The 21,083-nt window shown below is 73.5% G+C and carries 19 protein-coding genes; 10 read left to right on the top strand and 9 right to left on the bottom strand.

From position 1 onward, the window contains the following. Nucleotides 1–7: 7 nt before the first annotated feature. The 5 genes from ACFV2S_RS18255 to ACFV2S_RS18275 are packed head-to-tail and all read right to left on the bottom strand — an operon-like array spanning nt 8 to nt 5,833. Nucleotides 8–1,243, bottom strand: coding sequence for a styrene monooxygenase/indole monooxygenase family protein (locus ACFV2S_RS18255; protein ID WP_385559707.1), 1,236 nt, complete (start codon nt 1,241–1,243; stop codon nt 8–10). A 58-nt stretch (nt 1,244–1,301) separates the two neighbouring features. Beyond that, entirely contained in the window at nt 1,302–1,985 is a 684-nt protein-coding gene (locus ACFV2S_RS18260; protein ID WP_385559710.1) for an ATP/GTP-binding protein, read from the bottom strand. Continuing rightward, nucleotides 1,966–2,379 (bottom strand): DUF742 domain-containing protein, encoded by a 414-nt coding sequence (locus ACFV2S_RS18265; RefSeq protein WP_041134250.1) that lies wholly within the window; start codon nt 2,377–2,379, stop codon nt 1,966–1,968. The genes ACFV2S_RS18260 and ACFV2S_RS18265 overlap by 20 nt, the downstream gene beginning before the upstream one ends. Before the next feature lie 5 nt (nt 2,380–2,384). Continuing rightward, nucleotides 2,385–2,876 (bottom strand): roadblock/LC7 domain-containing protein, encoded by a 492-nt coding sequence (locus ACFV2S_RS18270; protein ID WP_383794555.1) that lies wholly within the window; start codon nt 2,874–2,876, stop codon nt 2,385–2,387. Then, nucleotides 2,873–5,833: a nitrate- and nitrite sensing domain-containing protein gene (locus ACFV2S_RS18275; RefSeq protein WP_385559714.1), complete on the bottom strand. Its 2,961-nt coding sequence runs from the start codon at nt 5,831–5,833 to the stop codon at nt 2,873–2,875. The genes ACFV2S_RS18270 and ACFV2S_RS18275 overlap by 4 nt, the downstream gene beginning before the upstream one ends. Before the next feature lie 371 nt (nt 5,834–6,204). Between ACFV2S_RS18275 and ACFV2S_RS18280 the strand changes: the two genes are divergently transcribed. Further along, the gene (locus tag ACFV2S_RS18280; protein ID WP_385559717.1) at nt 6,205–6,996 is read left to right on the top strand and encodes a hypothetical protein; all 792 of its coding nucleotides are present in this window, start codon (nt 6,205–6,207) and stop codon (nt 6,994–6,996) included. A 13-nt stretch (nt 6,997–7,009) separates the two neighbouring features. Here the strand turns inward: ACFV2S_RS18280 and ACFV2S_RS18285 are convergent, their stop codons facing one another. Further along, the gene (locus tag ACFV2S_RS18285) at nt 7,010–7,492 is read right to left on the bottom strand and encodes a MarR family winged helix-turn-helix transcriptional regulator (RefSeq protein WP_383794564.1); all 483 of its coding nucleotides are present in this window, start codon (nt 7,490–7,492) and stop codon (nt 7,010–7,012) included. A gap of 236 nt (nt 7,493–7,728) precedes the next feature. Between ACFV2S_RS18285 and ACFV2S_RS18290 the strand changes: the two genes are divergently transcribed. Together ACFV2S_RS18290 and ACFV2S_RS18295 are read left to right on the top strand one after the other, a co-directional pair. After that, a complete protein-coding gene (locus tag ACFV2S_RS18290) occupies nt 7,729–8,565 on the top strand; it encodes a lysozyme (protein WP_385559721.1) in 837 nt (278 codons plus the stop codon). Between the two features lie 196 nt (nt 8,566–8,761). After that, a complete protein-coding gene (locus ACFV2S_RS18295) occupies nt 8,762–9,649 on the top strand; it encodes a lytic polysaccharide monooxygenase (RefSeq protein ID WP_385559724.1) in 888 nt (295 codons plus the stop codon). 128 nt (nt 9,650–9,777) lie between these two features. On the opposite strand, the gene ACFV2S_RS18300 is transcribed toward ACFV2S_RS18295, so the two are convergent. After that, nucleotides 9,778–10,371: a DUF4240 domain-containing protein gene (locus ACFV2S_RS18300; protein WP_385559727.1), complete on the bottom strand. Its 594-nt coding sequence runs from the start codon at nt 10,369–10,371 to the stop codon at nt 9,778–9,780. Nucleotides 10,372–10,593: 222 nt separating this feature from the next. Then, nucleotides 10,594–13,005, bottom strand: coding sequence for an endopeptidase La (gene lon, locus ACFV2S_RS18305; protein ID WP_385559730.1), 2,412 nt, complete (start codon nt 13,003–13,005; stop codon nt 10,594–10,596). 130 nt (nt 13,006–13,135) lie between these two features. On the opposite strand from lon, the gene ACFV2S_RS18310 reads away from it, so the two are divergent. Both ACFV2S_RS18310 and ACFV2S_RS18315 read left to right on the top strand, forming a co-directional pair. Next, nucleotides 13,136–13,783, top strand: a complete 648-nt coding sequence (locus tag ACFV2S_RS18310) for a GNAT family N-acetyltransferase (RefSeq protein ID WP_385559733.1) — start codon at nt 13,136–13,138, stop codon at nt 13,781–13,783. A 59-nt stretch (nt 13,784–13,842) separates the two neighbouring features. Continuing rightward, complete coding sequence (locus tag ACFV2S_RS18315; RefSeq protein WP_385559736.1) at nt 13,843–14,376, top strand: hypothetical protein; 534 nt, start codon at nt 13,843–13,845, stop codon at nt 14,374–14,376. A 106-nt stretch (nt 14,377–14,482) separates the two neighbouring features. On the opposite strand, the gene ACFV2S_RS18320 is transcribed toward ACFV2S_RS18315, so the two are convergent. Beyond that, complete coding sequence (locus tag ACFV2S_RS18320; RefSeq protein ID WP_385559739.1) at nt 14,483–15,124, bottom strand: TetR/AcrR family transcriptional regulator; 642 nt, start codon at nt 15,122–15,124, stop codon at nt 14,483–14,485. Nucleotides 15,125–15,306: 182 nt separating this feature from the next. Here ACFV2S_RS18320 and ACFV2S_RS18325 point away from each other — a divergent pair, with 182 nt between their 5' ends. From ACFV2S_RS18325 to ACFV2S_RS18345, 5 genes are all read left to right on the top strand, one after another. Beyond that, entirely contained in the window at nt 15,307–17,052 is a 1,746-nt protein-coding gene (locus ACFV2S_RS18325; protein WP_385559742.1) for a glycoside hydrolase family 3 protein, read from the top strand. A gap of 122 nt (nt 17,053–17,174) precedes the next feature. After that, the gene (gene surE / locus ACFV2S_RS18330; RefSeq protein ID WP_385559745.1) at nt 17,175–18,239 is read left to right on the top strand and encodes a 5'/3'-nucleotidase SurE; all 1,065 of its coding nucleotides are present in this window, start codon (nt 17,175–17,177) and stop codon (nt 18,237–18,239) included. 83 nt (nt 18,240–18,322) lie between these two features. After that, nucleotides 18,323–18,991 (top strand): spermidine synthase, encoded by a 669-nt coding sequence (locus ACFV2S_RS18335; RefSeq protein WP_385559748.1) that lies wholly within the window; start codon nt 18,323–18,325, stop codon nt 18,989–18,991. 74 nt (nt 18,992–19,065) lie between these two features. Then, a complete protein-coding gene (locus ACFV2S_RS18340; RefSeq protein WP_030688813.1) occupies nt 19,066–19,803 on the top strand; it encodes a response regulator transcription factor in 738 nt (245 codons plus the stop codon). Continuing rightward, a complete protein-coding gene (locus ACFV2S_RS18345; RefSeq protein WP_385559752.1) occupies nt 19,800–20,912 on the top strand; it encodes an ATP-binding protein in 1,113 nt (370 codons plus the stop codon). Before ACFV2S_RS18340 ends, ACFV2S_RS18345 begins: the two co-directional genes overlap by 4 nt. Nucleotides 20,913–21,083: the final 171 nt, after the last annotated feature.

Raw genomic sequence — 21,083 nt, forward strand, 5'->3', positions numbered from 1 at the left:
GGCCCGGTCAGCTCCCGGCGACCGAGGCCAGGTAGGCGTTCGTCTTCTCCTCCTCGAAGAAGAAGTGCTCGAAGTCGGCCGGGTCGTCGAAGCCGTTCGCGAAGCGGTCGGCGACGGGCTGGAGCTGGCCGGCCGCGCCGAGGAGGTTCAGGACGTGCTCCGGCGGGGGCGCCAGCATCGCGTTCGTCCACTTGGTGACGTGCTGGGCCGTCTTCCAGTAGCGGTCGAACGTGCCCCGCATCCACTCCTCGTCGAAGGGCCCGTCGCCCTGCTCGACGATGGCGGCGAGGTACGCGGCGGCGCACTTGGACGCCGAGTTGGAGCCCTGGCCGGTGATCGGGTCGTTGGCGACGACGACGTCGGCGACACCGAGCACCAGGCCGCCTCCGGGGAGCCGGCCGACGGGGTTGCGGACGGTCGGCGCGTACCGGCCGGCGAGGGTGCCGCCCGCGTCGGTGAGCTCCACCTTGGTCGCCCGCGCGTACTCCCAGGGCGTGAACTTCTCCATCAGCTCCAGCGTCAGCGCCAGGTGCTCGGAGGGGTCCTTGACGCCCCGGAACACGTCGAGCGGGCCGCCCGGGACGCCCTCCCAGAAGAGGATGTCGGCGCGGCCGCCGGTGGTGAGGGTCGGCATGACGAAGAGCTCGCCGACGCCGGGGACGACGTTGCAGCGCACCGCGTCGAAGTCGGGGTGCTCGGGGCGCGGGCCGAGGCCGTGGACGTACGCGACGGCCAGGGCGCGCTGCGGCTCGCTGTACGGCGACCGGGACGCGTCACGGCCGAACATGGAGACCAGCTCGCCCTTGCCGGCGGCGACGAGCACCAGGTCGTAGCCGCGGGCGAAGTAGTCGAGGTCGCCGACCGCCGCGCCGTGGATCACGAGCTGGCCGCCGCGCTGGACGAAGGTGTCCATCCAGCCGGCCATCTTCACGCGCTGGTCGACGGACTGGGCGAACCCGTCGAGCTTCCCCACCCAGTCGATCAGGCGGCCCGAGTCGGGACCCGCGACGGAGACGCCGAGGCCCTCGATGCGCGGGGCCTGGGACTCCCAGAAGTTGAGGCCGAGGTCCCGCTCGTGCTGGAGGGCGGTGTCGAACATGCACTGGGTGGACATGACCCGGCCGTTGCGGATCTCGTCCGCGGTCCGGTTCGACATGAGGGTGACCTCGTACCCCTGCGACTGGAGTCCGAGGGCGAGCTGCAGGCCGGACTGGCCGGCGCCGACTATGAGTATCTTCCGCATGGGCGGGGCTCCTGGGCGTGACGGGTCGAACGGTGTCGAGCTGATCGGGAGGGGCGGGCTATTCGGGCGTGGCGTCGAGGGCGTGCGCGACCATCGCGAGCAGGCTCTCGACGACGCTGTACCGCTTGCGCGCGTCCATGATCACCACGGGCACGTGCGCGGGCACGGTCAGGGCCTCCCGGACGTCCTCCGCCTCGAACAGCTCCGTGCCCTCGAAGTGGTTGACCGCCACGATGTACGGCAGCCCGCAGCTCTCGAAGTAGTCGAGCGCGGGGAAGCAGTCGGTGAGCCGGCGGGTGTCGGCGAGCACGATCGCCCCGATCGCCCCGCGCACCAGGTCGTCCCACATGAACCAGAAGCGCTGCTGCCCCGGCGTGCCGAAGACGTACAGCACCAGGTCGTTGTCGAGGGTGATCCGCCCGAAGTCCATCGCCACCGTGGTGGTGAGCTTGTCCGGGGTGGCGCTGAGGTCGTCGGTGTCCTCGCTCGCCCGGGTCATCAGCGCCTCGGTCTGGAGCGGGGTGATCTCCGAGACGGCGCGGACGAAGGTGGTCTTGCCGACGCCGAACCCGCCCGCGACGACGATCTTCGTGGCGATCGGCGCGCGGGTGAGGTCGAGCTGCCAGTCCTGGGCGCCCTCTTCGGTGTCGGGCACGGGATCCTCGGGACCCGGCTGGGCGGGGATGCCGGCGAACGCCGGGGTTTCGGAGACGGCGGTGGCGTCAGAGACGACGGAGTCCACTCAGCACCCTTTCGAGGAGCGCGCGGTCGGGCTGGCCGGTGCCGTGACCGGTCCCGTACACACGGATCTTTCCCTGGTCGGCCAGGTCGCTGAGCAGCACCCGGACGACCCCCAACGGCATCTTCAGAAGCGCCGAGATCTCCGCGACCGTCCGCATCCTGCGGCAGATCTCGACGATGGCCCGCATCTCCGGCATCAGCCCGCGGGCGGCGGGCCCGCCGTCGGTCAGGACCTTGCGGGCCGCGGGCGCTTCGAGCGCGGCCACGAAGGTCTCGACGAGCAGGATGTGACCGAAGCGGGTACGGCCGCCGGTCAGCGAGTACGGGCGCACGCGCGCGGGGCGCCGTCCCTCCCCGCGTACCGGCAGCTTGAAGGCGTGATGAGCCGAGGACATCGCCGTCACTGGGTGCTCTCCATCGATTTGCGCAGCTCACTGCGGACTTCGGGGGTGAGTACGTGACCGGCGCGGCCCACGAAGAGCGCCATGTGGTACGCCACGACGCTCATGTCGCAGTCGGGCGTGGCGTGCACGCCGAGCAGCGAGCCGTCGCTGATCGACATGACGAAGACGCTGCCCTCCTCCATGGCGACCATGGTCTGCTTGACGCCGCCGCCGTCCATCAGCCGGGCGGCGCCGATGGTGAGGCTGCCGATCCCGGAGACGATGGTGGCCAGATCGGCGCTGGAGCCGCGCGGCCCCTCGGGACGGCCGGCTTCGGCGGCGACCGTGCCGGCCTGCTGGGTGGCCGGGTCCGACGAGAGCAGCATCAGGCCGTCGGAGGAGACGACGGTCACCGAGCGGACACCCGGGACCTCCTCCACCAGATTCCCCAGCAGCCATTGCAGGTTGCGGGCTTCCGTGCTCAGTCCGAACGTTCCCGTCGCGGTCAACTGCGTGCCTCCTCGACTGTGTCCCCCGTCATCTCCTCTGTGCGTGTCGTGCTCGCGCCTTCCGGGCGCGCCGTGTCCAGCTCCGCCTCCACGTCCCGGCGCCCGGCCTTGGCGCCCTGGTGGAAGCCGCCGAGCCGGCGGCGCAGGGCCTCCGCGTCCACGCCGCCCTGGCGGGGCGTGGTGGCGGCGGCGGGCTGGCGGACCACCTGCGGGGTGCGCTTGGGCAGGCCCTTGTCGGTGACCCGCTCCCACTGCGCGGGGCGCGGTCCGGGAACGGTCCCGTCGGCGGAAGGCTCCCCCGCCCGGTCCGTTTCGGGGCCCGGGACCGGGTCCGGGACCGGCGCCGGCGCTTCGGCCGGGACCGGGATCGGGTCCGGGACCGGCGCCGGCGCTTCGGCCGGGACCGGTTCGCCGTCGGCGGCGCGCTCGTGGGTGTCGGGCTCCGGCGGCGGGTCGGGCAGCCGGACCTGGAGCGTGGTCTCGGAGACGGACTCGTACGGGGCCTCGTACGGGACCTCGTACGGGACCTCGTGCGGGGCCTCGTGCGGGGCCTCGTGCGAGACCTCGTGCGGGGCTTCCGGCTCGGGGGCGTGCACCGCCTCCGGCTCGGGGGCGTAGGCCGCCTCCGGCTCCTGCGTCTCCTCGGGCGCGGAGGCCCGCTCCTGAGGCTGTTCCGTCTCCGCCGCCAGGAACGCGGCCTCCGCCGCGTCCACGAGCGGGTCGCGGTTGCGCGACGGCAGGGTGTTGGAGTTGGCCTCGGCGGCCGAGCCGGGCAGCTGGAGCACGGGCCCGGCGCCCGCGACCCGTACGGGCTCCGTCACGGCCGTCGGCGGGGTGGTCGGCAGCAGGGGCAGCGGCAGGACCACGACGGCCGCCGTGCCGCCCGGCTTCTGCTCGCGCAGCTCGACGCGGACCCCGTGACGGGCGGCGAGCAGGGCGATGACCCGCATGCCGAGCCCCTCGCCCTCGAAGGCGTCGGGGTCGGCCTCGGCCAGGCGCGCGTTGAGCTCGGCGAACCGGGAGGCGGTCATGCCGATGCCCGCGTCCTGCACGGAGAGCATCACCTCGCCGCTCTCCAGGAGCCAGCCGGAGAGCTGGACCTCGGCGTCGGGCGGCGAGAAGGAGGTGGCGTTCTCCAGGAGTTCCGCGACCAGGTGGCTCAGGTCGTCCGCGGCGAAGCCGGCGACCTGGGCATGCGGCGGCAGGGACTGGATGGTGACCCGCTCGTACCGCTCGATCTCGCTGACGGCGGCGCGCAGCACGTCGACGAGCGGGACGGGCCCGGCGTGGCCGTGGACGTGCTCGTGGCCGGCCAGGACGAGGAGGTTCTCGCTGTGGCGGCGCATGACGGTCGCCATGTGGTCGAGCTTGAAGAGGGTCGCGAGGCGGTCCGGGTCCTGCTCGCGCTCCTCCAGCTTCTCGATGACGCCGAGCTGCCGCTCGACGAGCCCGAGGCTGCGCAGCGAGAGGTTGACGAAGGTGTGGTGGACGGAGTTCCTGAGCCGTTCGAGGTCGGCGGTCAGGAGCGCGACCCGGCCCTGGAGGTCGGCGCGCTGGGCGGCGAGCTCGGCGGCCGCGGCGTCCTTGGCGGCGACCAGCTCGGCGCGCTCGTCGGTGAGCCGCTCGGTCTGCGCGGCGAGTCCCGAGAGCTTGCCGTGCAGGGTGTTGAGGGAGCGGACGACCTGGGCGAACTCGTCGTTGCGCCCGGTGAAGCGGACCGCTTCCTCGGCGTGCGGTTCGGGGGCGGCGGCGAGCCGCGCGGCGCCGAGGCGGAGCACGGCGAGCGGCCGGGTGAGGGTGCGGGCGACGTAGGTGGAGATGCCGATCGCGACGAGGAGGCAGCCGCCGAGGAAGGCGATGCGGATTTCGAGGGCCTCGACGTCGTCGTCGCGGAGCGCGGCGAGGCGTTCGACGCGCTCGGTGGCGAGGGCGGACTCGACGCCGCGCATCTGCTCGACGCGGGCGGAGAGGGCGGCCTCCAGGCCGGCCGGGTCCGTGCCGCGCTCGGCCTCGGTCAGCTTGGGCTGGTCGGTGAGCTGGGCGAGCGCGAGCTCGGCGCTCTTGACGTCGGGGCCGGTGACGGTGGCGGCGAGGGAGTCGCGGGCGGTGGCTCCGGCGGCCTGGTCGAAGTCGCCGAGGGCGGCGAGTTCACGGACGCGGGCCTGCTGGGCGGCGGCGGTGAGGCCGTCGCGGGCGCGCTCGGCCTCGGCGGCGCCCTCGGGCTCGTCGGCGACGTAGGTGCCGGTCTGCGGGTCGTAGTGGACGTTCCCGGTGGGCTCGGGCTGCGGCACGGAGAGCGCGCCGAGGAGCAGGCCGCGGGTGGCGGAGGCCTGTTCGACGGCGCGGCCGAGGGCGGCGGGGGCGCGGGTGGCCTCGGTGAGGGCGGCGTCGGAGGCGCGGGCCGGGGTCTTGTCGGCCAGCTCGTCGGCGAGGGCCTGGAGCTTGCCGATGATGTCCGAGTACGCCTTGTGGGCCTCCAGGGCCGTGCCCTTGCCGGTCAGCGCGGTGCGGCGGACGGAGGGGACTCCGGCGAGGTCGCGGCGGAGGTCGGCGGAGGCGGCGGGGCGGATCTCGTCGATCTGGCGGTCGACCCGGGTGGACCGGGCCTCGGTGATCCGTCGCTCGTGCTTCGCGTCGCCGCTCTGGTTCTCGCGTCCGGCGGCGATGTACGCCACGACCTCGTCGCGCTCGTCGGCGAGGGAGTGCGCCAGGGTGACGGCCTGCCGGTCGAGTTCGGCGAGGGTGACGAGGCGCTGGGACTCGGTGAGCTCGGTGGAGGCGGCGAGGATCGCGGGGGCTCCGGCGGCGAGGACGGTGACGCCCACGAGGGCGACGCCGGCGACCAGCCGGTTGCGGACACGCTTGGGCCGGCCGGCGGGGGCCTGCGGCTCACCGGGGGTCTGACTCTGCGTGCCGTTGTTGCTCCGAGGCCGCTTCTTCTGCACCGGTGCTCGCATTCTTGATTCGTCCGCCGATGAAGCAGAGGTGACGGCCGGTCACATGGAGCGCCCCCACCCCTGGTAAGGCTTCCGACCCTCCCAGCGCTTCCGGCAAGGGGGCGGGCATCGGCCGCTCCGCCACCCGAACGAGTGAACAACACTCAGTAGTTGGCGAACAACTTCCGGCGGCGGCCGCCGGGGGCTCGCGCGGAGTGCCGGTTGGATCTTCCGGGCGGGCTTTGGCAGGATGCCCGCCCGCAGCTCCCCGGAGGTGCCCCTTCCGGCTCGGGCGCCATCTCCGCGGGGTTGGTACAGGCCTTTTCCGGTCATTTGCAGGTCTCGTGAAGGAGTTCACCGGGGAGCACGCGGGGGCGGGCACACTGGATGCCATGCGCAGCGAAGTCGCCTCCCTTCCCGGCAGCCCCGAACGCCCCAACGAGGACTGGGCGGCCGCTGCCCTGCCCGCCTCGGGGAGCGGGGGGACGGTCGTCCTGCTCGACGGCGTCACACCGCCCGCCGGTGATGACGGTTGTGTGCACACGGTCCCGTGGTTCACCGCGCGACTGGGCGGGGCTTTGACCGAACTGTCCGGTTCCCGCCGGGACATGCCCCTGTCCGAGATCCTGTCGCTGGCCATCCGGCGCACCGCGGACGCCCACCGCGACACCTGTGACCTTTCTCACGTGCGAACGCCGCAGGCGACCGTGGTCCTCGCCCGCTGGGACGAGGCGTCGGTCGAGCACCTCGTCCTCTCCGACTCCGCGCTCCTCCTGGAGGGCCCGGACGGGACGGTGCGGGCCGTGCTCGACGACCGGCTCGACCGGGTGCCGGACGAGGTGCTGCGCTCCCTGGAGGCGACGGACCGGCTGCGGAACCGCGAGGGCGGCTTCTTCACCGCGGCGGCGGACCCGGCGGTCGCGGGGCGGGCGGTGACCGGGACGAGCCCGCGCGCGGAGGTGCGGGCGCTCGCCGCGCTCACGGACGGGGCGAGCCGCTGGGTGGAGCTGTTCGCCGAGGGCGGCTGGGCGGACTGCTTCGGCGTGCTCCGCCTGGAGGGCCCGGCCGGCCTGCTGGGCCGGGTGCGGGCCCTGGAGGCGGCCGACGCGCGGGCGGGCGGGGCGCGCCGCTGGAAGCTGCACGACGACGCGACGGCGGTGTACGCGGAGCTGGCGGACCATTGACGCCCGCCCGGCCTCAGCCCTCCGAGCGGAGGTTGAAGTGGTTCAGGAGGCGGGCGAGTTCGGCGACCTCGGCGCGGTCCCAGTCGGCGAGTTTGCGGACGTAGCGTTCGCGGCGGGCGTCGCGGACCCTGCGGAAGCGGCTGCGGCCCTCCTCGGTGAGGCGGACCAGCGAGGCGCGGCCGTCGGCGGGGTCGGGGTCGCGGGCGACGAGCCCGAGGTCCTCCAGGGCGCGGAGCTGGCGGCTCATGGTGGCCTTGCCGACGCCGAAGTAGTGGGCGAGTTCGGTGGCCCGCTGGGGTCCGGCGTCGTCGAGGCGCACGAAGAGGCCGTAGGCGGCGGGCTCCAGCTCGGGGTGGACCTCGCGGGCCATCTCGCCGGACTGGGCGCGGGCGCGCCGCAGGAAGACCGCCAGTTCCCGTTCGAGGGCGAGGAACTCCTGGTCCACACCACCTCCGGCGGTGACCCGGCCTTCGCTTCCCGTACCGCTTCCGTGCACGTCAGCACCTCCCGCGCGCTTTCCGACCGCTGAAAGTTTCTTCCGACGGCGTCCATCGCCGCAGCTCCTTCAGTATTTCGCAGGCGTAGACCAACGGCGGCAACCGGGCCCCCTTCCGTCGGGCGGGTCTACGTGCGTAGCGTCTTGTCCGGCAGCCCCGAATGACATGTCCATTCCAGGTCGCGTCGAGGGTCATGCCGCCACCGCTCCCCCACCGAGCCTTTCGGAGGCACGCAATGCGTGTGCACAGATCCGGAACGACCCTCGCCGGCGCCGCCCTCGCGGCCCTGGCCCTCCTCCTCCCCCTCGGCCTCCCCGGCACCGCCGCCGCGGCCCAGGACCCCGGCGCCCGGCAGGCGGCCCCCGCCCGGGGCTCCGCACACATGGGCATGGGCGTGATCGCGCACGACGGCCAGGGCCCCACGTCCGGCGGCGCGGCCCTGGCCGCGCAGACGGAAGGCGTGGACGTCTCCAGCCACAACGGCAACGTGGCCTGGTCCACGCTGTGGAACAGCGGGGTCAAGTGGGCCTACGTCAAGGCGACGGAAGGCACGTACTACAAGAACACGTCCTTCGCCCAGCAGTACAACGGCTCCTACAACGTCGGCATGATCCGCGGCACGTACCACTTCGCCACCCCGGACACCACGACCGGAGCCGCCCAGGCCGACTACTTCGTCAACAACGGCGGCGGCTGGTCGCAGGACGGCCGGACGCTGCCGGGCGTGCTCGACATCGAGTGGAACCCGTACGGCGCGGCCTGCTACGGCAAGTCGGCGGCCGGGATGGTCGCGTGGATCCAGGACTTCGTGAACCGGTACAAGGCCAGGACGGGCCGCGACGCGGTGATCTACACGGCCACCAGCTGGTGGAAGCAGTGCACCGGCAACTCCTCGGCCTTCGCCTCCACCAACCCGCTGTGGATCGCGCGGTACGCCTCCGACGTCGGCGAACTCCCGGCCGGCTGGCCGTACTACACGATCTGGCAGTACACCTCCTCCGGCCCGACGGTCGGCGACCACAACCACTTCAACGGGGACTACTCGCGCGTGCAGGCGCTCGCGAACGGCTGACCCCGCCCCCGCGTCCCGCGGCCTCCCGGGTGTGCGGCACCCCGGGGGGCCGCTCCGGGTTTTTCCACCCACCCCCTTGCCCATTGGTATGGACCAATGCGAGGCTTCCTCCGCCGGTCGCCCGGAATCCAACTTCCGTGCGCCCCGCGCGCGTTGCTCGTCCCGTACTCCCCCACGCACGAGAGAGAGCCCCCGCATGCCCTCCTACCGCCGTACCGCCACCGGCGTCGCCGCGCTGTCCGCCGCCGCTGCCCTGGTCAGCCTCACCCCCACCACCGCGAGCGCCCACGGGGCCGTCTTCAACCCCGTGAGCCGGGTGGCGGCCTGCTACGCCGAGGGCCCCGAGACGCCCAAGTCGCAGGTGTGCAAGGACCTCGTCGCCGACTCCGGCACCCAGCCGCTCTACGACTGGAACGAGGTCAACATCGCCAACGCCGCCGGGCAGCACCAGGCCCTGATCCCGGACGGCAAGCTCTGCTCGGCCAACCGCGAGAAGTACCGGGCGCTGGACTGGGCGCGCACCGACTGGCCCTCGACGGCCGTGGCCGCGGGCTCGTTCGACTTCAAGGTCCGGGTGACGGCCGCCCACTCGGGCACGATGACGATCTACATCACCAAGGCGGGCTTCGACCCGACCAAGCCCCTGAAGTGGTCGGACCTGGACGCGACGCCCGTCGCGGTCTACAACACCACGCGCACCGCGACCGACGGCTTCTACAACTTCACGGGCAACCTGCCGGCCCGCACCGGCCGCCACATCATCTACAAGGTCTGGCAGCGCAACGACAGCCCCGAGGCGTTCTACAGCTGCTCGGACGTCACCTTCGGCGGTGCGGCGGCGGGCACCCCGGCGCAGAAGCAGGCCCAGGCCCCGACCGAGGCCAAGATCGCGGCGGGCGCCTCGCTCTCCACCGTGAGCCACGCGGGCCACGGCGGCGACGAGCAGCCCCCGGCCCTGTCCGCCGAGACGGCCGAGGCCCCCGCCTCGCCGCTCCCGACGGCCCTCGCCGCCGCGGGCGCCCTCGCCGCCTTCGCCGGCGGCAGCCTGCTCCTGAGCCGCCGCCGGAACTCCTCCGCGTCCTGACCACGCGGGGCGCGGACCCCTCCGCGGCCCGGCCGTCACACGGCCACGGCGCCCGCGCGTCCTGACCGCCCGGGCCACGGAACCCTCCGCGGCCCGGGCGTCATACGCGCCACGGACCCCTCCGGCTCCTAGGAGCCGGAGGCACCGGGCGGGAAGAGGGCGGTGAGCCGGGGCATCGCCAACCCCTCCGGCCGGGACCCCCGGGCCTGATCGCCCTCTTCCCACTCCCCCGCCGCCTCGGCGGCGTCCTCCGCCTCCTCGACGGCGTCCAGGAACTCCTCGCCGTCGTCGCCCTCCTGGCCCGTCAGCTCGTCCCACACGTCCTGCGCCACGTAGTCGAGCTCCTCCCACTCGGGCCACTCGTCGTCGTCCCACGTGTCGCGGTGGCGGCCCACCAGCGCCCGCACGCCGGGCACGTCGGCCAGCGCGTCCGGGTCGGCGAGGACCGACTCGTACACCTTGCGCCCCTGACCCACCAGCCAGAGCGTGAAGTAGTGGAAGCCGTCGTCGGTGCAGTCCCCGCCCTCGATCCGGTCCGCCGCCTTCCACAGCGCGCGCGTGTCCGCGACCTCGCACGCCCTCTCCAGACGCACCTGGAACTCCACGCTCTCGGCCGCCGGGCGCCGGATCAGGTCGGCCCGCAGCCGATCCAGTCGCTCGTCCCGGTCACCGGGACGGCGGCTCAACTCGTCGATGAGAGCCCAGAAGGCGTCGTCGTTCATGCGTACGAGCATGCCAGCCCCGACTGACATCCCGGTAACGGGATTCGGACGCGGGGGGGGGGGGGGGGGGGCGGGGGGCGGCCCCCCCCCGCCCCGGGGGGGGGGGGGGGCCAGCCCCGCCCCCCCCCCCCCCCCCCCCTCCCGCTTTTACCCCCGTCTCCGGGGTTGGGGCCTGGCGGGGGGGGGTTGCGGCATCCCCCCCCGGGTCGGGCGGAAGGGGAGTTACGCGGCCACGTCCACCGGCACCACCGCCGGGGCGAGCGCGATCTCCAGGACCTGGCGGACGTCCGTCACCGGGTGGACCTCCAGCTTCTCCAGGATCTCGGCCGGGACGTCGTCCAGGTCGGCCTCGTTCCGCTTGGGGATCACGACGGTCGTGATGCCCGCCCGGTGCGCGGCGAGGAGCTTCTGCTTCACGCCACCGATCGGCAGCACCCGGCCGGTGAGGGAGACCTCGCCGGTCATGGCCACGTCCGTACGGACGAGCCGGCCGCTCAGCAGGGAGGCGAGGGCGGTGGTCATGGTGACGCCCGCGCTCGGCCCGTCCTTGGGCACCGCGCCCGCCGGGAAGTGGATGTGCACGCCCCGGTCCTTGAGTCCGGTGACCGGCAGCTCCAGCTCCGCGCCGTGCGAGCGGAGGAAGGAGAGCGCGATCTGCGCCGACTCCTTCATCACGTCGCCCAGCTGTCCGGTGAGGGTGAGACCGGCCGCACCCGTCTCCGGGTCGGCGAGGGACGCCTCCACGAAGAGGACGTCGCCGCCCGCACCGGTCACGGCCAGGCCCGTGGCGACACCCGGCACGGCCGTCCGCCGCTCCGCCGGGTCCTGGGCCGACTCCGGCACGTGGTGCGGCCGCCCGATGAGCTCCCGCAGGCCGTCGGGCCCGAGGGTGAACGGCAGCTCGCGGTCGCCCAGTTCGTGCTGGGCCGCGATCTTGCGGAGCAGCCGGGCGATCGAACGCTCCAGGGTGCGGACGCCGGCCTCGCGGGTGTACTCGCCGGCCAGCTTCCGCAGCGCCGACTCCTCCAGGACGACCTCGCCCGGCTCCAGGCCGGCCCGCTCCAGCTGGCGCGGGAGCAGGTGGTCACGGGCGATGACGACCTTCTCGTCCTCCGTGTAGCCGTCGAGGCGCACCAGCTCCATGCGGTCCAGGAGCGCGTCGGGGATGGCTTCGAGGACGTTGGCGGTGGCGAGGAAGACGACGTCGGAGAGGTCGAGTTCGACCTCCAGGTAGTGGTCGCGGAAGGTGTGGTTCTGCGCCGGGTCGAGGACTTCGAGGAGCGCCGCCGCGGGGTCGCCGCGGAAGTCGGACCCCACCTTGTCGATCTCGTCGAGCAGGACCACCGGGTTCATGGACCCGGCCTCCTTGACGGCGCGGACGATCCGGCCGGGCAGGGCGCCGACGTAGGTCCGCCGGTGGCCGCGGATCTCCGCCTCGTCGCGGACGCCGCCGAGGGCGACGCGGACGAACTTCCGGCCCATGGCGTGGGCCACCGATTCCGCGATCGACGTCTTGCCGACGCCGGGCGGACCGACGAGGGCGAGGACGGCTCCGCCGCGGCGGCCGCCGACGACGCCGAGGCCGCGCTCGGAGCGGCGCTTGCGCACCGCCAGGTACTCGGTGATGCGTTCCTTCACGTCGTCGAGTCCGGCGTGCTCGGCGTCCAGGACCGCGCGGGCGCCCCGGATGTCGTACCGGTCCTCGGTCCGCTCGTTCCACGGGAGTTCGAGGACGGTGTCGAGCCAGGTGCGGATCCAGGAGCCCTCGGGGGACTGGTCGCTGGACCGCTCCAGCTTCTCGACCTCCTTGAGGGCGGCCTCGCGCACCTTCCCGGGCAGGTCGGCGGCCTCCACGCGGGCGCGGTAGTCGTCGGACTCGTCCCCCTCGGCCTCGCCGTTGAGGTCGCGGAGCTCCTTGCGGACGGCTTCGAGCTGACGGCGGAGCAGGAACTCGCGCTGCTGCTTGTCGACGCCCTCCTGGACGTCCTTGGCGATGGTCTCGGCGACGTCCTGCTCGGCGAGGTGCTCGCGGAGGTGGGTCGTGGCCAGCCGGAGGCGGGCGACCGGGTCGGCGGTCTCCAGGAGTTCGACCTTCTGCTCGACGCCGAGGAAGGGCGAGTACCCGGAGTTGTCGGCGAGGGCGCCGACGCCGTCGATCTGCTGGACGCGGTCGACGACCTGCCAGGCGCCGCGCTTCTTGAGCCAGCTGGTGGCCAGCGCCTTGTACTCCTTGACCAGTTCGGTCACGGCGCCGGGCAGCGGGTCGGGCAGGGTCTCCTCGACGGCGTTGCCCTCGACCCAGAGGGCGGCGCCGGGGCCGGTGGTGCCGGCGCCGATGCGGACGCGGCCGAGGCCGCGGATGAGGGCGCCGGGGTCGCCGTCGGACAGGCGGCCGACCTGCTCGACGATGCCCAGGACGCCGGTGCCGGCGTAGGTTCCGTCGATCCGCGGGACGAGGAGCACGCGGGGCTTGCCCGTTCCGGAGCGGGCTGCGGCCTGGGCGGCCTCGACGGCGGCCCGTACGTCGTTGTCGGACAGGTCCAGCGGCACCACCATTCCGGGCAGCACGACCTCGTCGTCGAGCGGCAGCACAGGCAGAGTGAGCGGCACGGACGCCATGGACTCAGAAGCCATGATCTCCCCTTCGGCAGTCAAGTTGAGCTATACGCACTCAATGCTTGTGAGCCCGGGGATGTTCCCGGACATTCGTTCGCTCTGAGCGATCACCCCGCACGCGCCCGCGTGCAGCCGATGTAATGCCCTCATGACCATAGAAGCCATTACAGATGCCTGGGTGGCGGGCTGGACCGTCTCCCGGGGCACCCCGCCCGCCGTCGCCGAACCCTGGGGCTACCGGATCGACGTCGGCCTGCCCCGGCACGTCGTGCGTCACGTCCTGCCCGCCCCCGACGCGGCGTCCGTCGGGGCGCTCTGCGCACGGCTGACCGCGCCGTACAGCTGGCTCAAGGTGATGGCGGGCCCCGAGGAGGCCGCCTCCTGGATCACCGAGGGGTGGACCGTCCCCGACGACCCGGGATTCATGATGGTCAAGCCGCTGGACCCCGGAGCCCGCCCCGCGCCCCCCGAGGGGTACGCCAGGACCGTCGAGGTCGAGGACGGCGTCGTCCGGGTGAGGATCCTCGCCCCGGACGGCACCCTCGCCGCCCGCGGCCAGATCGCCCCGACCGGCTCCACCGCCGTCGCGGACCAGATCGAGACCGACCCCGCGCACCGGCGCCGCGGCCTCGGGGCGAACGTCATGCGGACCCTGGAGGCCGCCGCCGCGCAGGCGGGCGCCGTGACCGGGGTGCTCGCCGCGACCACGGACGGGCTCGCGCTCTACGACTCCCTGGACTGGCGCTACCGGGGACCGGTCACCGGGATCGTCCGCACGGGCCCCGAGGGCCCCTGACGGGTGGAATCCGGGCCTTCCGGCTGCGCGCGGGACCCCGGACGGGGCATGCTCGACCCATGGTGCGAGGCGTACGGAGTACGGGGACGTGGTGCGGGGCCCTGCTGCTCGCGGGGGCCCTGGCGGGCGGCCTGAGCGGCTGCGGCCCGGGGGTGCCGTCCGCGCCCGGCGGCCCCCCGTCGAGCACGGACGCGCCCGCCGTGCCGAGCCCCACCACCGGGCCGGGCACACCGGCGGCGGACCCGCAGCCGGGCGAGGTGCTCGTCGAGGTGGTCGTGAGCGGCGGCTTCGCCGGCGTCCACAACCGGCTCGTCGTCCACTACGACGGCTCCTGGACCAGCCGGTCCGGCGCCGAGCCGCCGCGCGCGGGCAGGCAGACCCCCGCCGAGGCCGCCGAGCTGCGGGCGGCCCTGGAGGACCCCGCCTACGCCCTGGTCCCGGAGCGCCCGACGGGCCGCCCGGTCGCGGACGGCTTCCAGTACTCCGTGACCTACCGCCACCGCCTGGTCGTCGCGGGCGACGGCGAGCGCCCGCCCGCCCTCCAGCGCGTCTTCGCCGCCCTCCCGGAGGGCGGCCCGCCGACGAGCCCGTGAGCCCGCGCGCGGGTGCCTCGCGGACGCGACCGGCACCGCGCTGCACGCCTGGCTCCGGCGCGCGCCGGAGCACGCGGGGGGCCTGAGCCCGGTCGCCGGGCGCCCGTCAGTCGCGGGGCGCCGCGATCTCCGCGTACCGGCGCCGGAGGTAGGCCCCCACCCGGGCCGGCATGTCCATCGAGGCCGGGTCGAGCGCCCACTGGATCTGGAGGCCGTCCATGACGGCGAGGAGCTCCTGGGCGACGGCCGGGCCGTCGAGGCCGGGGCGGAGCTCGCCGCGCCGCACGGCCTCGTCCAGGATGCCGACGGTGTGCCGGAGCACGCGCGCGTAGCGCTCCTTGAAGTACGCGTGGGCGGGGTGCCCGACGTTGCCGGACTCGCCCACCAGGACGTTGAACATCCGGACGATGCCGGGGCGGCGGGTGTTCTCCTCGACGAGGGCGACGAGGGTCTCCAGGTAGGCGGCGTACGAGTCGGGGTCGACGCCGAACAGGCGCTCCTCGTCGTGCTGCTCGCTCTGCGCGAGGACCGAGAGCAGCAGGTCCTCCTTGCTGCGGAAGTGGTGCAGGAGGCCGCCCTGTGTGATGCCGCAGTCGTTCGCGATCCGGGCGAGGGAGGAGGCGTGGAAGCCCCACCGCCCGAAGTGGTCGACGGCGGTGTCCAGGATCTTCTGGCGGCGCGCGTCGCCGACCGCGTAGCCGCCCCTGCCTGCGGTCCTGCGGTTCGTTCGGCCCGTGTTCTCCGGCATGCGGCCACCTTAGCCGGGCCCGGAATGCCCGCTTCGCCCTGTGACCCAGGACACAAACCAGAAACCTAGTGGTCACTCGGTTTTCACGCTTAGCCTGTGGTCGCCCAAGGTCGGCGCCGCCGCCGGCCCGTCACCGGCGGCACCCTCCCCCCGGCCGTCGGTCGATCAGCCCCGGAGCCACCATGCACCCGTACCAGGACGCCGGCCGCCCCGTCGACGAGCGCGTCGAGGACCTCCTCTCCCGCATGACGCTGGAGGAGAAGGCCGGACAGCTCTTCCACAGCATGCTGATGATGAACGCCGACGGTTCCCCGGTGACCGAGACCGACGGCGCGACGCTGCCGCTCACCACCCCGCAGCTCATCGAGGACCGCCGGCTGACCCACTTCAACCTGCTCGGCACCCACGGCGCCCGCGAGATGGCCCTCTGGCACAACGCGATCCAGGAGATGGCGGCGGGCACCCGGCTCGGCATCCCCGTCTCCCTGTCGACCGACCCCCGCCACGCCTTCACGGACAACATCGGCGCCTCGTTCAACTCCGGCGCCTTCTCCGCCTGGCCCGAGGCGCTCGGCCTCGCCGCGATCGGCGACCCGGAGCTGGTCCTCGACTTCGCCGACACCGTCCGCCGCGAGTACCTCTCCGTCGGCTTCCGCACCGCGCTCCACCCGCAGATCGACCTCGCGACCGAACCCCGCTGGTCCCGTCAGTCCGGCACCTTCGGCTCCGACGCGAAGCTGACGGGCGAGCTGGTCCGGGCGTACGTGCGCGGACTCCAGGGCCCCGAGCTCGGCCCGGACTCGGTGGCCGCGATGGTCAAGCACTTCCCCGGCGGCGGCCCGCAGAAGGACGGCGAGGACCCGCACTTCCCGCACGGCAAGGAGCAGGTCTACCCGGGCGGGATGCGGGAGCACCACCTGGAGCCGTTCCGGGCCGCGATCGCCGCCGGCTGCTCGCAGATGATGCCGTACTACGGCCAGCCGGTCGGCACGGACTGGGAGGAGGTCGGCTTCGGCTTCAACAAGGGCGTCATCACGGGCCTGCTCCGCGAGGAGCTGGGCTTCACCGGCATCGTCTGCACCGACTGGGGCCTGCTCCGGGACTCCTCGATCTTCGGCGAGGTGCACGAGGCCCGCGCCTGGGGCGTCGAGCACCTGAGCGTGGCCGAGCGGGCCGCGAAGGCGCTGGACGCGGGCGCGGACCAGTTCGGCGGCGAGGAGTGCCCCGAGGTGATCGTGGAGCTCGTCGCGGCGGGCCGGATCTCCGAGGAGCGGATCGACGCGTCCGTACGGCGGCTGCTGCGGGAGAAGTTCGTCCTGGGGCTCTTCGACGAGCGCCGCTACGTCGACCCCGACGAGGCCGCCGAGACGGTCGGCCGCGCGGACTTCGCGGCCGCGGGCGCCGCCGCCCAGCGCCGCTCGCTCACCGTGCTCACCGACGGACCGCTCCCCGTGGCGGGGCGGCCGAGGCTGTACGTGGAGAACGTCGACCCGGCGGTCGCGGCGGCGTACGGCGAGGTCGTCGGCGACCCGGCCGAGGCCGACCTCGCGGTGCTGCGGCTGCGCACCCCGTACGAGGAGCGCCCCAACCGGTTCGAGTCGTTCTTCCACTCCGGCGACCTCGCCTTCGGCGCGGAGGAGCTGGCCGGGATCCTCGCGCTCCTGCGGGCCGTCCCGACGCTGGTCTGCGTGAACCTGGAGCGGCCGGCCGTCCTGCCGGAGATCGCCGAGCACGCGGCCGCGCTGATCGCCGACTACGGCGCGAGCGACGAGGCCCTCCTCGACGTGGCCTTCGGCCGGGCGAAGCCGGAGGGGAGGCTGCCGTTCGAGCTGCCGCGCTCGATGGCGGCGGTGGCGGCGTCCCGGCCGGACGTCCCGAACGACACGGTGGATCCGGTGTTCGCGCACGGCCACGGCCTGGAGATCTGAGATCTCCCACAGACCGCGGGGCATCTGACGACCCCGCGCACGATCCGGGGCCCTCCCGTGGGGGGCTGGGCCCCGGATCCTCTTCCCTGCTCGCATGTCATGCCCATGAAGGGACGTTTCCCATGCGCACGTACCTCGCGCTGTCCGCCGCCGCGGCCGTACTCGCCGCCGCCGGAGTCACCGCCCACGCCGTCACCCCCGACAGGACCGAGAGGCCCCTCCCGCTCGCCGGGATGCGGATCCTGATCTCCAACGACGACTCGATGCAGGCGGCGAGGGCGAGCAACTCCGACGGTCTCGGCCTGTACGAGCTCCGCCGCGCCATGTGCGCCGCCGGCGCCGACGTCGTCGTGATGGCGCCCTGGCAGGTCCAGTCCGGCAAGGGCACCGCCGTCACCAACGGCGGCGTCCTCACCGCCCAGCGCCGCACCGCCCTGCCCGCCGGCTACGAGGACGACTGCGCGCAGGCGCCCGCCCGGGGCGCGGTCTACGGCGTCTGCCTCGCCGACGGCCCGTGCGGCAAGGACTCCCCGTCCGCCACCCCCGCCGACACCGTCAAACTCGCCCTCCGCGCCGGGCTCAGAGCCAAGGCCGGATGGACCGGCGCCCCCGACCTCGTCCTCACCGGCATCAACTCCGGCCCCAACGTCTCCGCGAGCGTGAACGACTCCGGCACCGTCGGGGCGGCCGTCGCGGCGATCGACCAGGACGTCCCCGCGATCGCGTTCTCCTCCTCCGGCGACGAGACGAACACGAGCTTCCCCCGGGTCAACTACCGCGCCAACGCCGAGTTCGGGGCCCGCCTCGTCGCCGGCCTCCGGCAGCGCGCCCTGCTGACCTCCGCCTTCGCCCTGAAGGTCGACTACCCCGACGTCAGCGCCGGGCGGCGGGCCGGCACCCCGGTCTGGACGCGCGTCGGGGACGGGGCCGTGGTCTACCACGCCTTCGAGCAGCGCGGGAACGGCGACTCCTTCGACATCGCCCTCGGCCTCTGCCCGGTGGACGGCACCGGCGAGGGCGAGTGCGCCGAGGGCCGCAGGGACGCCGACTCCACCTGGCTGCTCGGCAGGGGCCACGTCACGATCGCGCCGGTCACCTGGGACCGCACCTACGGCACCCCGGTCGGCGCACGGCGCGAGCTGACGGCGGTCGAGCGGTACGTGGAGCGCGAAGCCCCGCGCCCGTAAGGCTCGTTAAGGGTTTGTCCCGGCCTTCGCCGCCGTCCAGGATGGCCGGGACGAACCGTACGCAACCGAGCCTCGGAGTGATCATGACCAGCCCCGTCACCCTCGACCGACGCGAAGGGCCGTACGGAGAGGTGGTGCTCCGCAGGCGCGCCGAGCACTACGAGATCATCGCCAACGGCACCTTCCTGATGGACACCTCCGACGGGCGCTCCGAGCGGCTCCTGATCGACGCCGCACTGGCCGCCCTCCCCGAGGAGTCCCGCACCGGCGCCTCCGTCCTGATCGGCGGCCTCGGCGTCGGCTTCTCCCTCGCCCATGCCGCCGCCGACCCCCGCTGGGGCCGGATCTCGGTCGTCGAGCGCGAGGAGGCGATCATCGACTGGCACCGCGGAGGACCCCTCGCGGCCCTCTCCGGGGCCGCGCTCGCCGATCCGCGCACCGTGATCCTGCACACGGACCTCGTGGCCCACCTCCGCACCACCACCGACACCTACGACGCCCTCTGCCTCGACATCGACAACGGCCCCGACTGGACGGTCACCGAGGACAACGAATCCCTTTACTCGCCCGAGGGATTGGCCGCCTGCGCGGCCCGGCTGAACCCCGGCGGAATCCTCGCCGTGTGGTCCGCCCGGCCGTCCGCCGATTTCGAAGACTCGTTGCGGAATGCCGGATTCAGCGGGGTACGGACGGAAGAGATCCCCGTTGCCCGGGGCGTCCCCGACGCGGTCCACCTCGCGGTCCGTCCCTGATAACTCCTGGATAGCCTGGACGCCGCCGGTACCTCTAGGCTGCTGAGCCGACATCGGCGACGCGAGGCGGGGCAATGGAGCAGACACACACCACTCACCACGGTGCGGCGGCCACTCCGGGGGCCCAGCGGCGCGTCCTTGTGGTCGAGGACGACGCCACGATCGTGGAGGCGATCTCCGCCCGGCTGCGCGCCGAGGGCTTCCTCGTGCAGACCGCGACCGACGGCCCGGCGGCCGTCGACGCGGCCGAGGCCTGGCAGCCCGACCTGATGGTCCTGGATGTGATGCTCCCCGGCTTCGACGGCCTGGAGGTGTGCCGCAGGGTCCAGGCCCAGCGGCCCGTCCCGGTCCTCATGCTGACCGCCCGCGACGACGAGACCGACATGCTGGTCGGCCTCGGCGTGGGCGCGGACGACTACATGACCAAGCCGTTCTCGATGCGCGAGCTGGCCGCCCGGGTGCACGTGCTGCTGCGCCGCGTGGAGCGGGCCGCGCTCGCGGCGGTCACCCCGCGCAGCGGGATCCTGCGCCTGGGCGAGCTGGAGATCGACCACGCGCAGCGCCGGGTCCGGGTCCGGGCGGAGGACGTGCACCTGACCCCGACCGAGTTCGACCTGCTGGTCTGCCTCGCGAGCACGCCCCGCGCGGTCCTCTCCCGCGAGCAGCTGCTCGCGGAGGTGTGGGACTGGGCGGACGCCTCGGGCACCCGGACCGTCGACAGCCACATCAAGGCGCTGCGCCGGAAGATCGGGGCCGAGCGGATCCGCACGGTCCACGGCGTCGGCTACGCGCTGGAGACCCCGGCGCCGTGAACCGGCCGGGGCCCGGGAGGCCGCACACGGGGCGGGACGGGCAGCGGACGCGCCGCATCGTGATCTCGATCAAGACCAAGCTGGGCACCCTGGTCGTCGGGGCGGTCCTGCTGACCTCCTGCCTGGCCCTGGTCGCGATCCGCACGTCCACGGAGTTCCGGTACATCACGATCTTCGCGATGATCGCGACCCTGCTGATCACGCAGTTCGTCGCGCAGTCCCTGACGGCGCCGCTCGACGAGATGAACACGGTGGCCGGCTCGATCTCCCGCGGGGACTTCAGCCGCCGGGTCCGGGGCGCCGACCGGCGGGACGAGCTGGGCGACCTCGCCTCGACGATCAACCGCATGGCGGACGACCTGGAGGCCGTCGACCGGCACCGCAAGGAGCTGGTGGCGAACGTCTCGCACGAGCTGCGCACGCCGATCGCCGCGCTCCGGGCCGTCCTGGAGAACGTGGTGGACGGGGTGTCGCAGGCCGATCCGGAGACCATGCGGTCGGCGCTGAAGCAGACGGAGCGGCTCGGCCGGCTGGTGGAGACGCTGCTGGACCTGTCACGTCTTGACAACGGTGTCGTCGCGCTGCGGGCGGGCCGTTTCGAGGTCTGGCCGTATCTGTCGGGGGTGCTGCGGGAGGCGAACCTGGCGGCGTCCCAGCGCGGCCTCTCGTCCACGTCGGGCCTGCACCGCCGTACGGACGTGCATCTGCACCTGGACGTGTCGCCGCCCGAGCTGGTCGCCGTCGCGGACGCGGAGCGGCTGCACCAGGTCATGGCGAACCTGATCGACAACGCGGTGAAGCACTCCCCGCCGCACGGCCGGGTCACGGTCCGGGCCCGGCGCGGCCCGTATCAGGACTCGCTGGAGCTGGAGGTCGAGGACGAGGGCCCCGGCATCCCGGAGTCGGAGCGGCACAAGGTCTTCGAGCGCTTCAACCGGGGGTCGTCCCCGGACCGGCACGGCCCCGGGAGCGACGGCGGCACGGGCCTCGGCCTGGCGATCGCGCGCTGGGCGGTGGATCTGCACGGCGGCGGAATCGGAGTGGCCGAATCGTCACGTGGCTGCCGCATCAGAGTCACTCTTCCGGGCAGTCTTCCCCGGAGAGATTGACGTAGGGTTCGAACCGGAAGAGCACGTTCTGCGTGTACGTGAACAGGACGTGGTCAGGGGTGCGGTCGAACAGGGCCGTGCTCGGGCTTTTCCGTACCCTCACACATGCGGAACCACGGTTGTTTCCCGCCATTCACGGCGCCGAAACACCTCGTCAAGTGTGACTTGCGC

Source organism: Streptomyces sp. NPDC059695, assembly GCF_042733785.1.
Taxonomy (GTDB): domain Bacteria; phylum Actinomycetota; class Actinomycetes; order Streptomycetales; family Streptomycetaceae; genus Streptomyces.

What these genes read in the sequence shown, in the direction of transcription:
- ACFV2S_RS18255 (WP_385559707.1), bottom strand. Translation starts at nt 1,243, where the DNA reads ATGCGGAAGATACTCATAGTCGGCGCCGGCCAGTCCGGCCTGCAGCTC.
- ACFV2S_RS18265 (WP_041134250.1), bottom strand. Translation starts at nt 2,379, where the DNA reads ATGTCCTCGGCTCATCACGCCTTCAAGCTGCCGGTACGCGGGGAGGGA.
- ACFV2S_RS18275 (WP_385559714.1), bottom strand. Translation starts at nt 5,833, where the DNA reads ATGCGAGCACCGGTGCAGAAGAAGCGGCCTCGGAGCAACAACGGCACG.
- ACFV2S_RS18280 (WP_385559717.1), top strand. Translation starts at nt 6,205, where the DNA reads ATGCGCAGCGAAGTCGCCTCCCTTCCCGGCAGCCCCGAACGCCCCAAC.
- ACFV2S_RS18290 (WP_385559721.1), top strand. Translation starts at nt 7,729, where the DNA reads ATGCGTGTGCACAGATCCGGAACGACCCTCGCCGGCGCCGCCCTCGCG.
- ACFV2S_RS18295 (WP_385559724.1), top strand. Translation starts at nt 8,762, where the DNA reads ATGCCCTCCTACCGCCGTACCGCCACCGGCGTCGCCGCGCTGTCCGCC.
- ACFV2S_RS18300 (WP_385559727.1), bottom strand. Translation starts at nt 10,371, where the DNA reads ATGAACGACGACGCCTTCTGGGCTCTCATCGACGAGTTGAGCCGCCGT.
- lon (WP_385559730.1), bottom strand. Translation starts at nt 13,005, where the DNA reads ATGGCTTCTGAGTCCATGGCGTCCGTGCCGCTCACTCTGCCTGTGCTG.
- ACFV2S_RS18310 (WP_385559733.1), top strand. Translation starts at nt 13,136, where the DNA reads ATGACCATAGAAGCCATTACAGATGCCTGGGTGGCGGGCTGGACCGTC.
- ACFV2S_RS18315 (WP_385559736.1), top strand. Translation starts at nt 13,843, where the DNA reads ATGGTGCGAGGCGTACGGAGTACGGGGACGTGGTGCGGGGCCCTGCTG.
- ACFV2S_RS18320 (WP_385559739.1), bottom strand. Translation starts at nt 15,124, where the DNA reads ATGCCGGAGAACACGGGCCGAACGAACCGCAGGACCGCAGGCAGGGGC.
- ACFV2S_RS18325 (WP_385559742.1), top strand. Translation starts at nt 15,307, where the DNA reads ATGCACCCGTACCAGGACGCCGGCCGCCCCGTCGACGAGCGCGTCGAG.
- surE (WP_385559745.1), top strand. Translation starts at nt 17,175, where the DNA reads ATGCGCACGTACCTCGCGCTGTCCGCCGCCGCGGCCGTACTCGCCGCC.
- ACFV2S_RS18335 (WP_385559748.1), top strand. Translation starts at nt 18,323, where the DNA reads ATGACCAGCCCCGTCACCCTCGACCGACGCGAAGGGCCGTACGGAGAG.
- ACFV2S_RS18340 (WP_030688813.1), top strand. Translation starts at nt 19,066, where the DNA reads ATGGAGCAGACACACACCACTCACCACGGTGCGGCGGCCACTCCGGGG.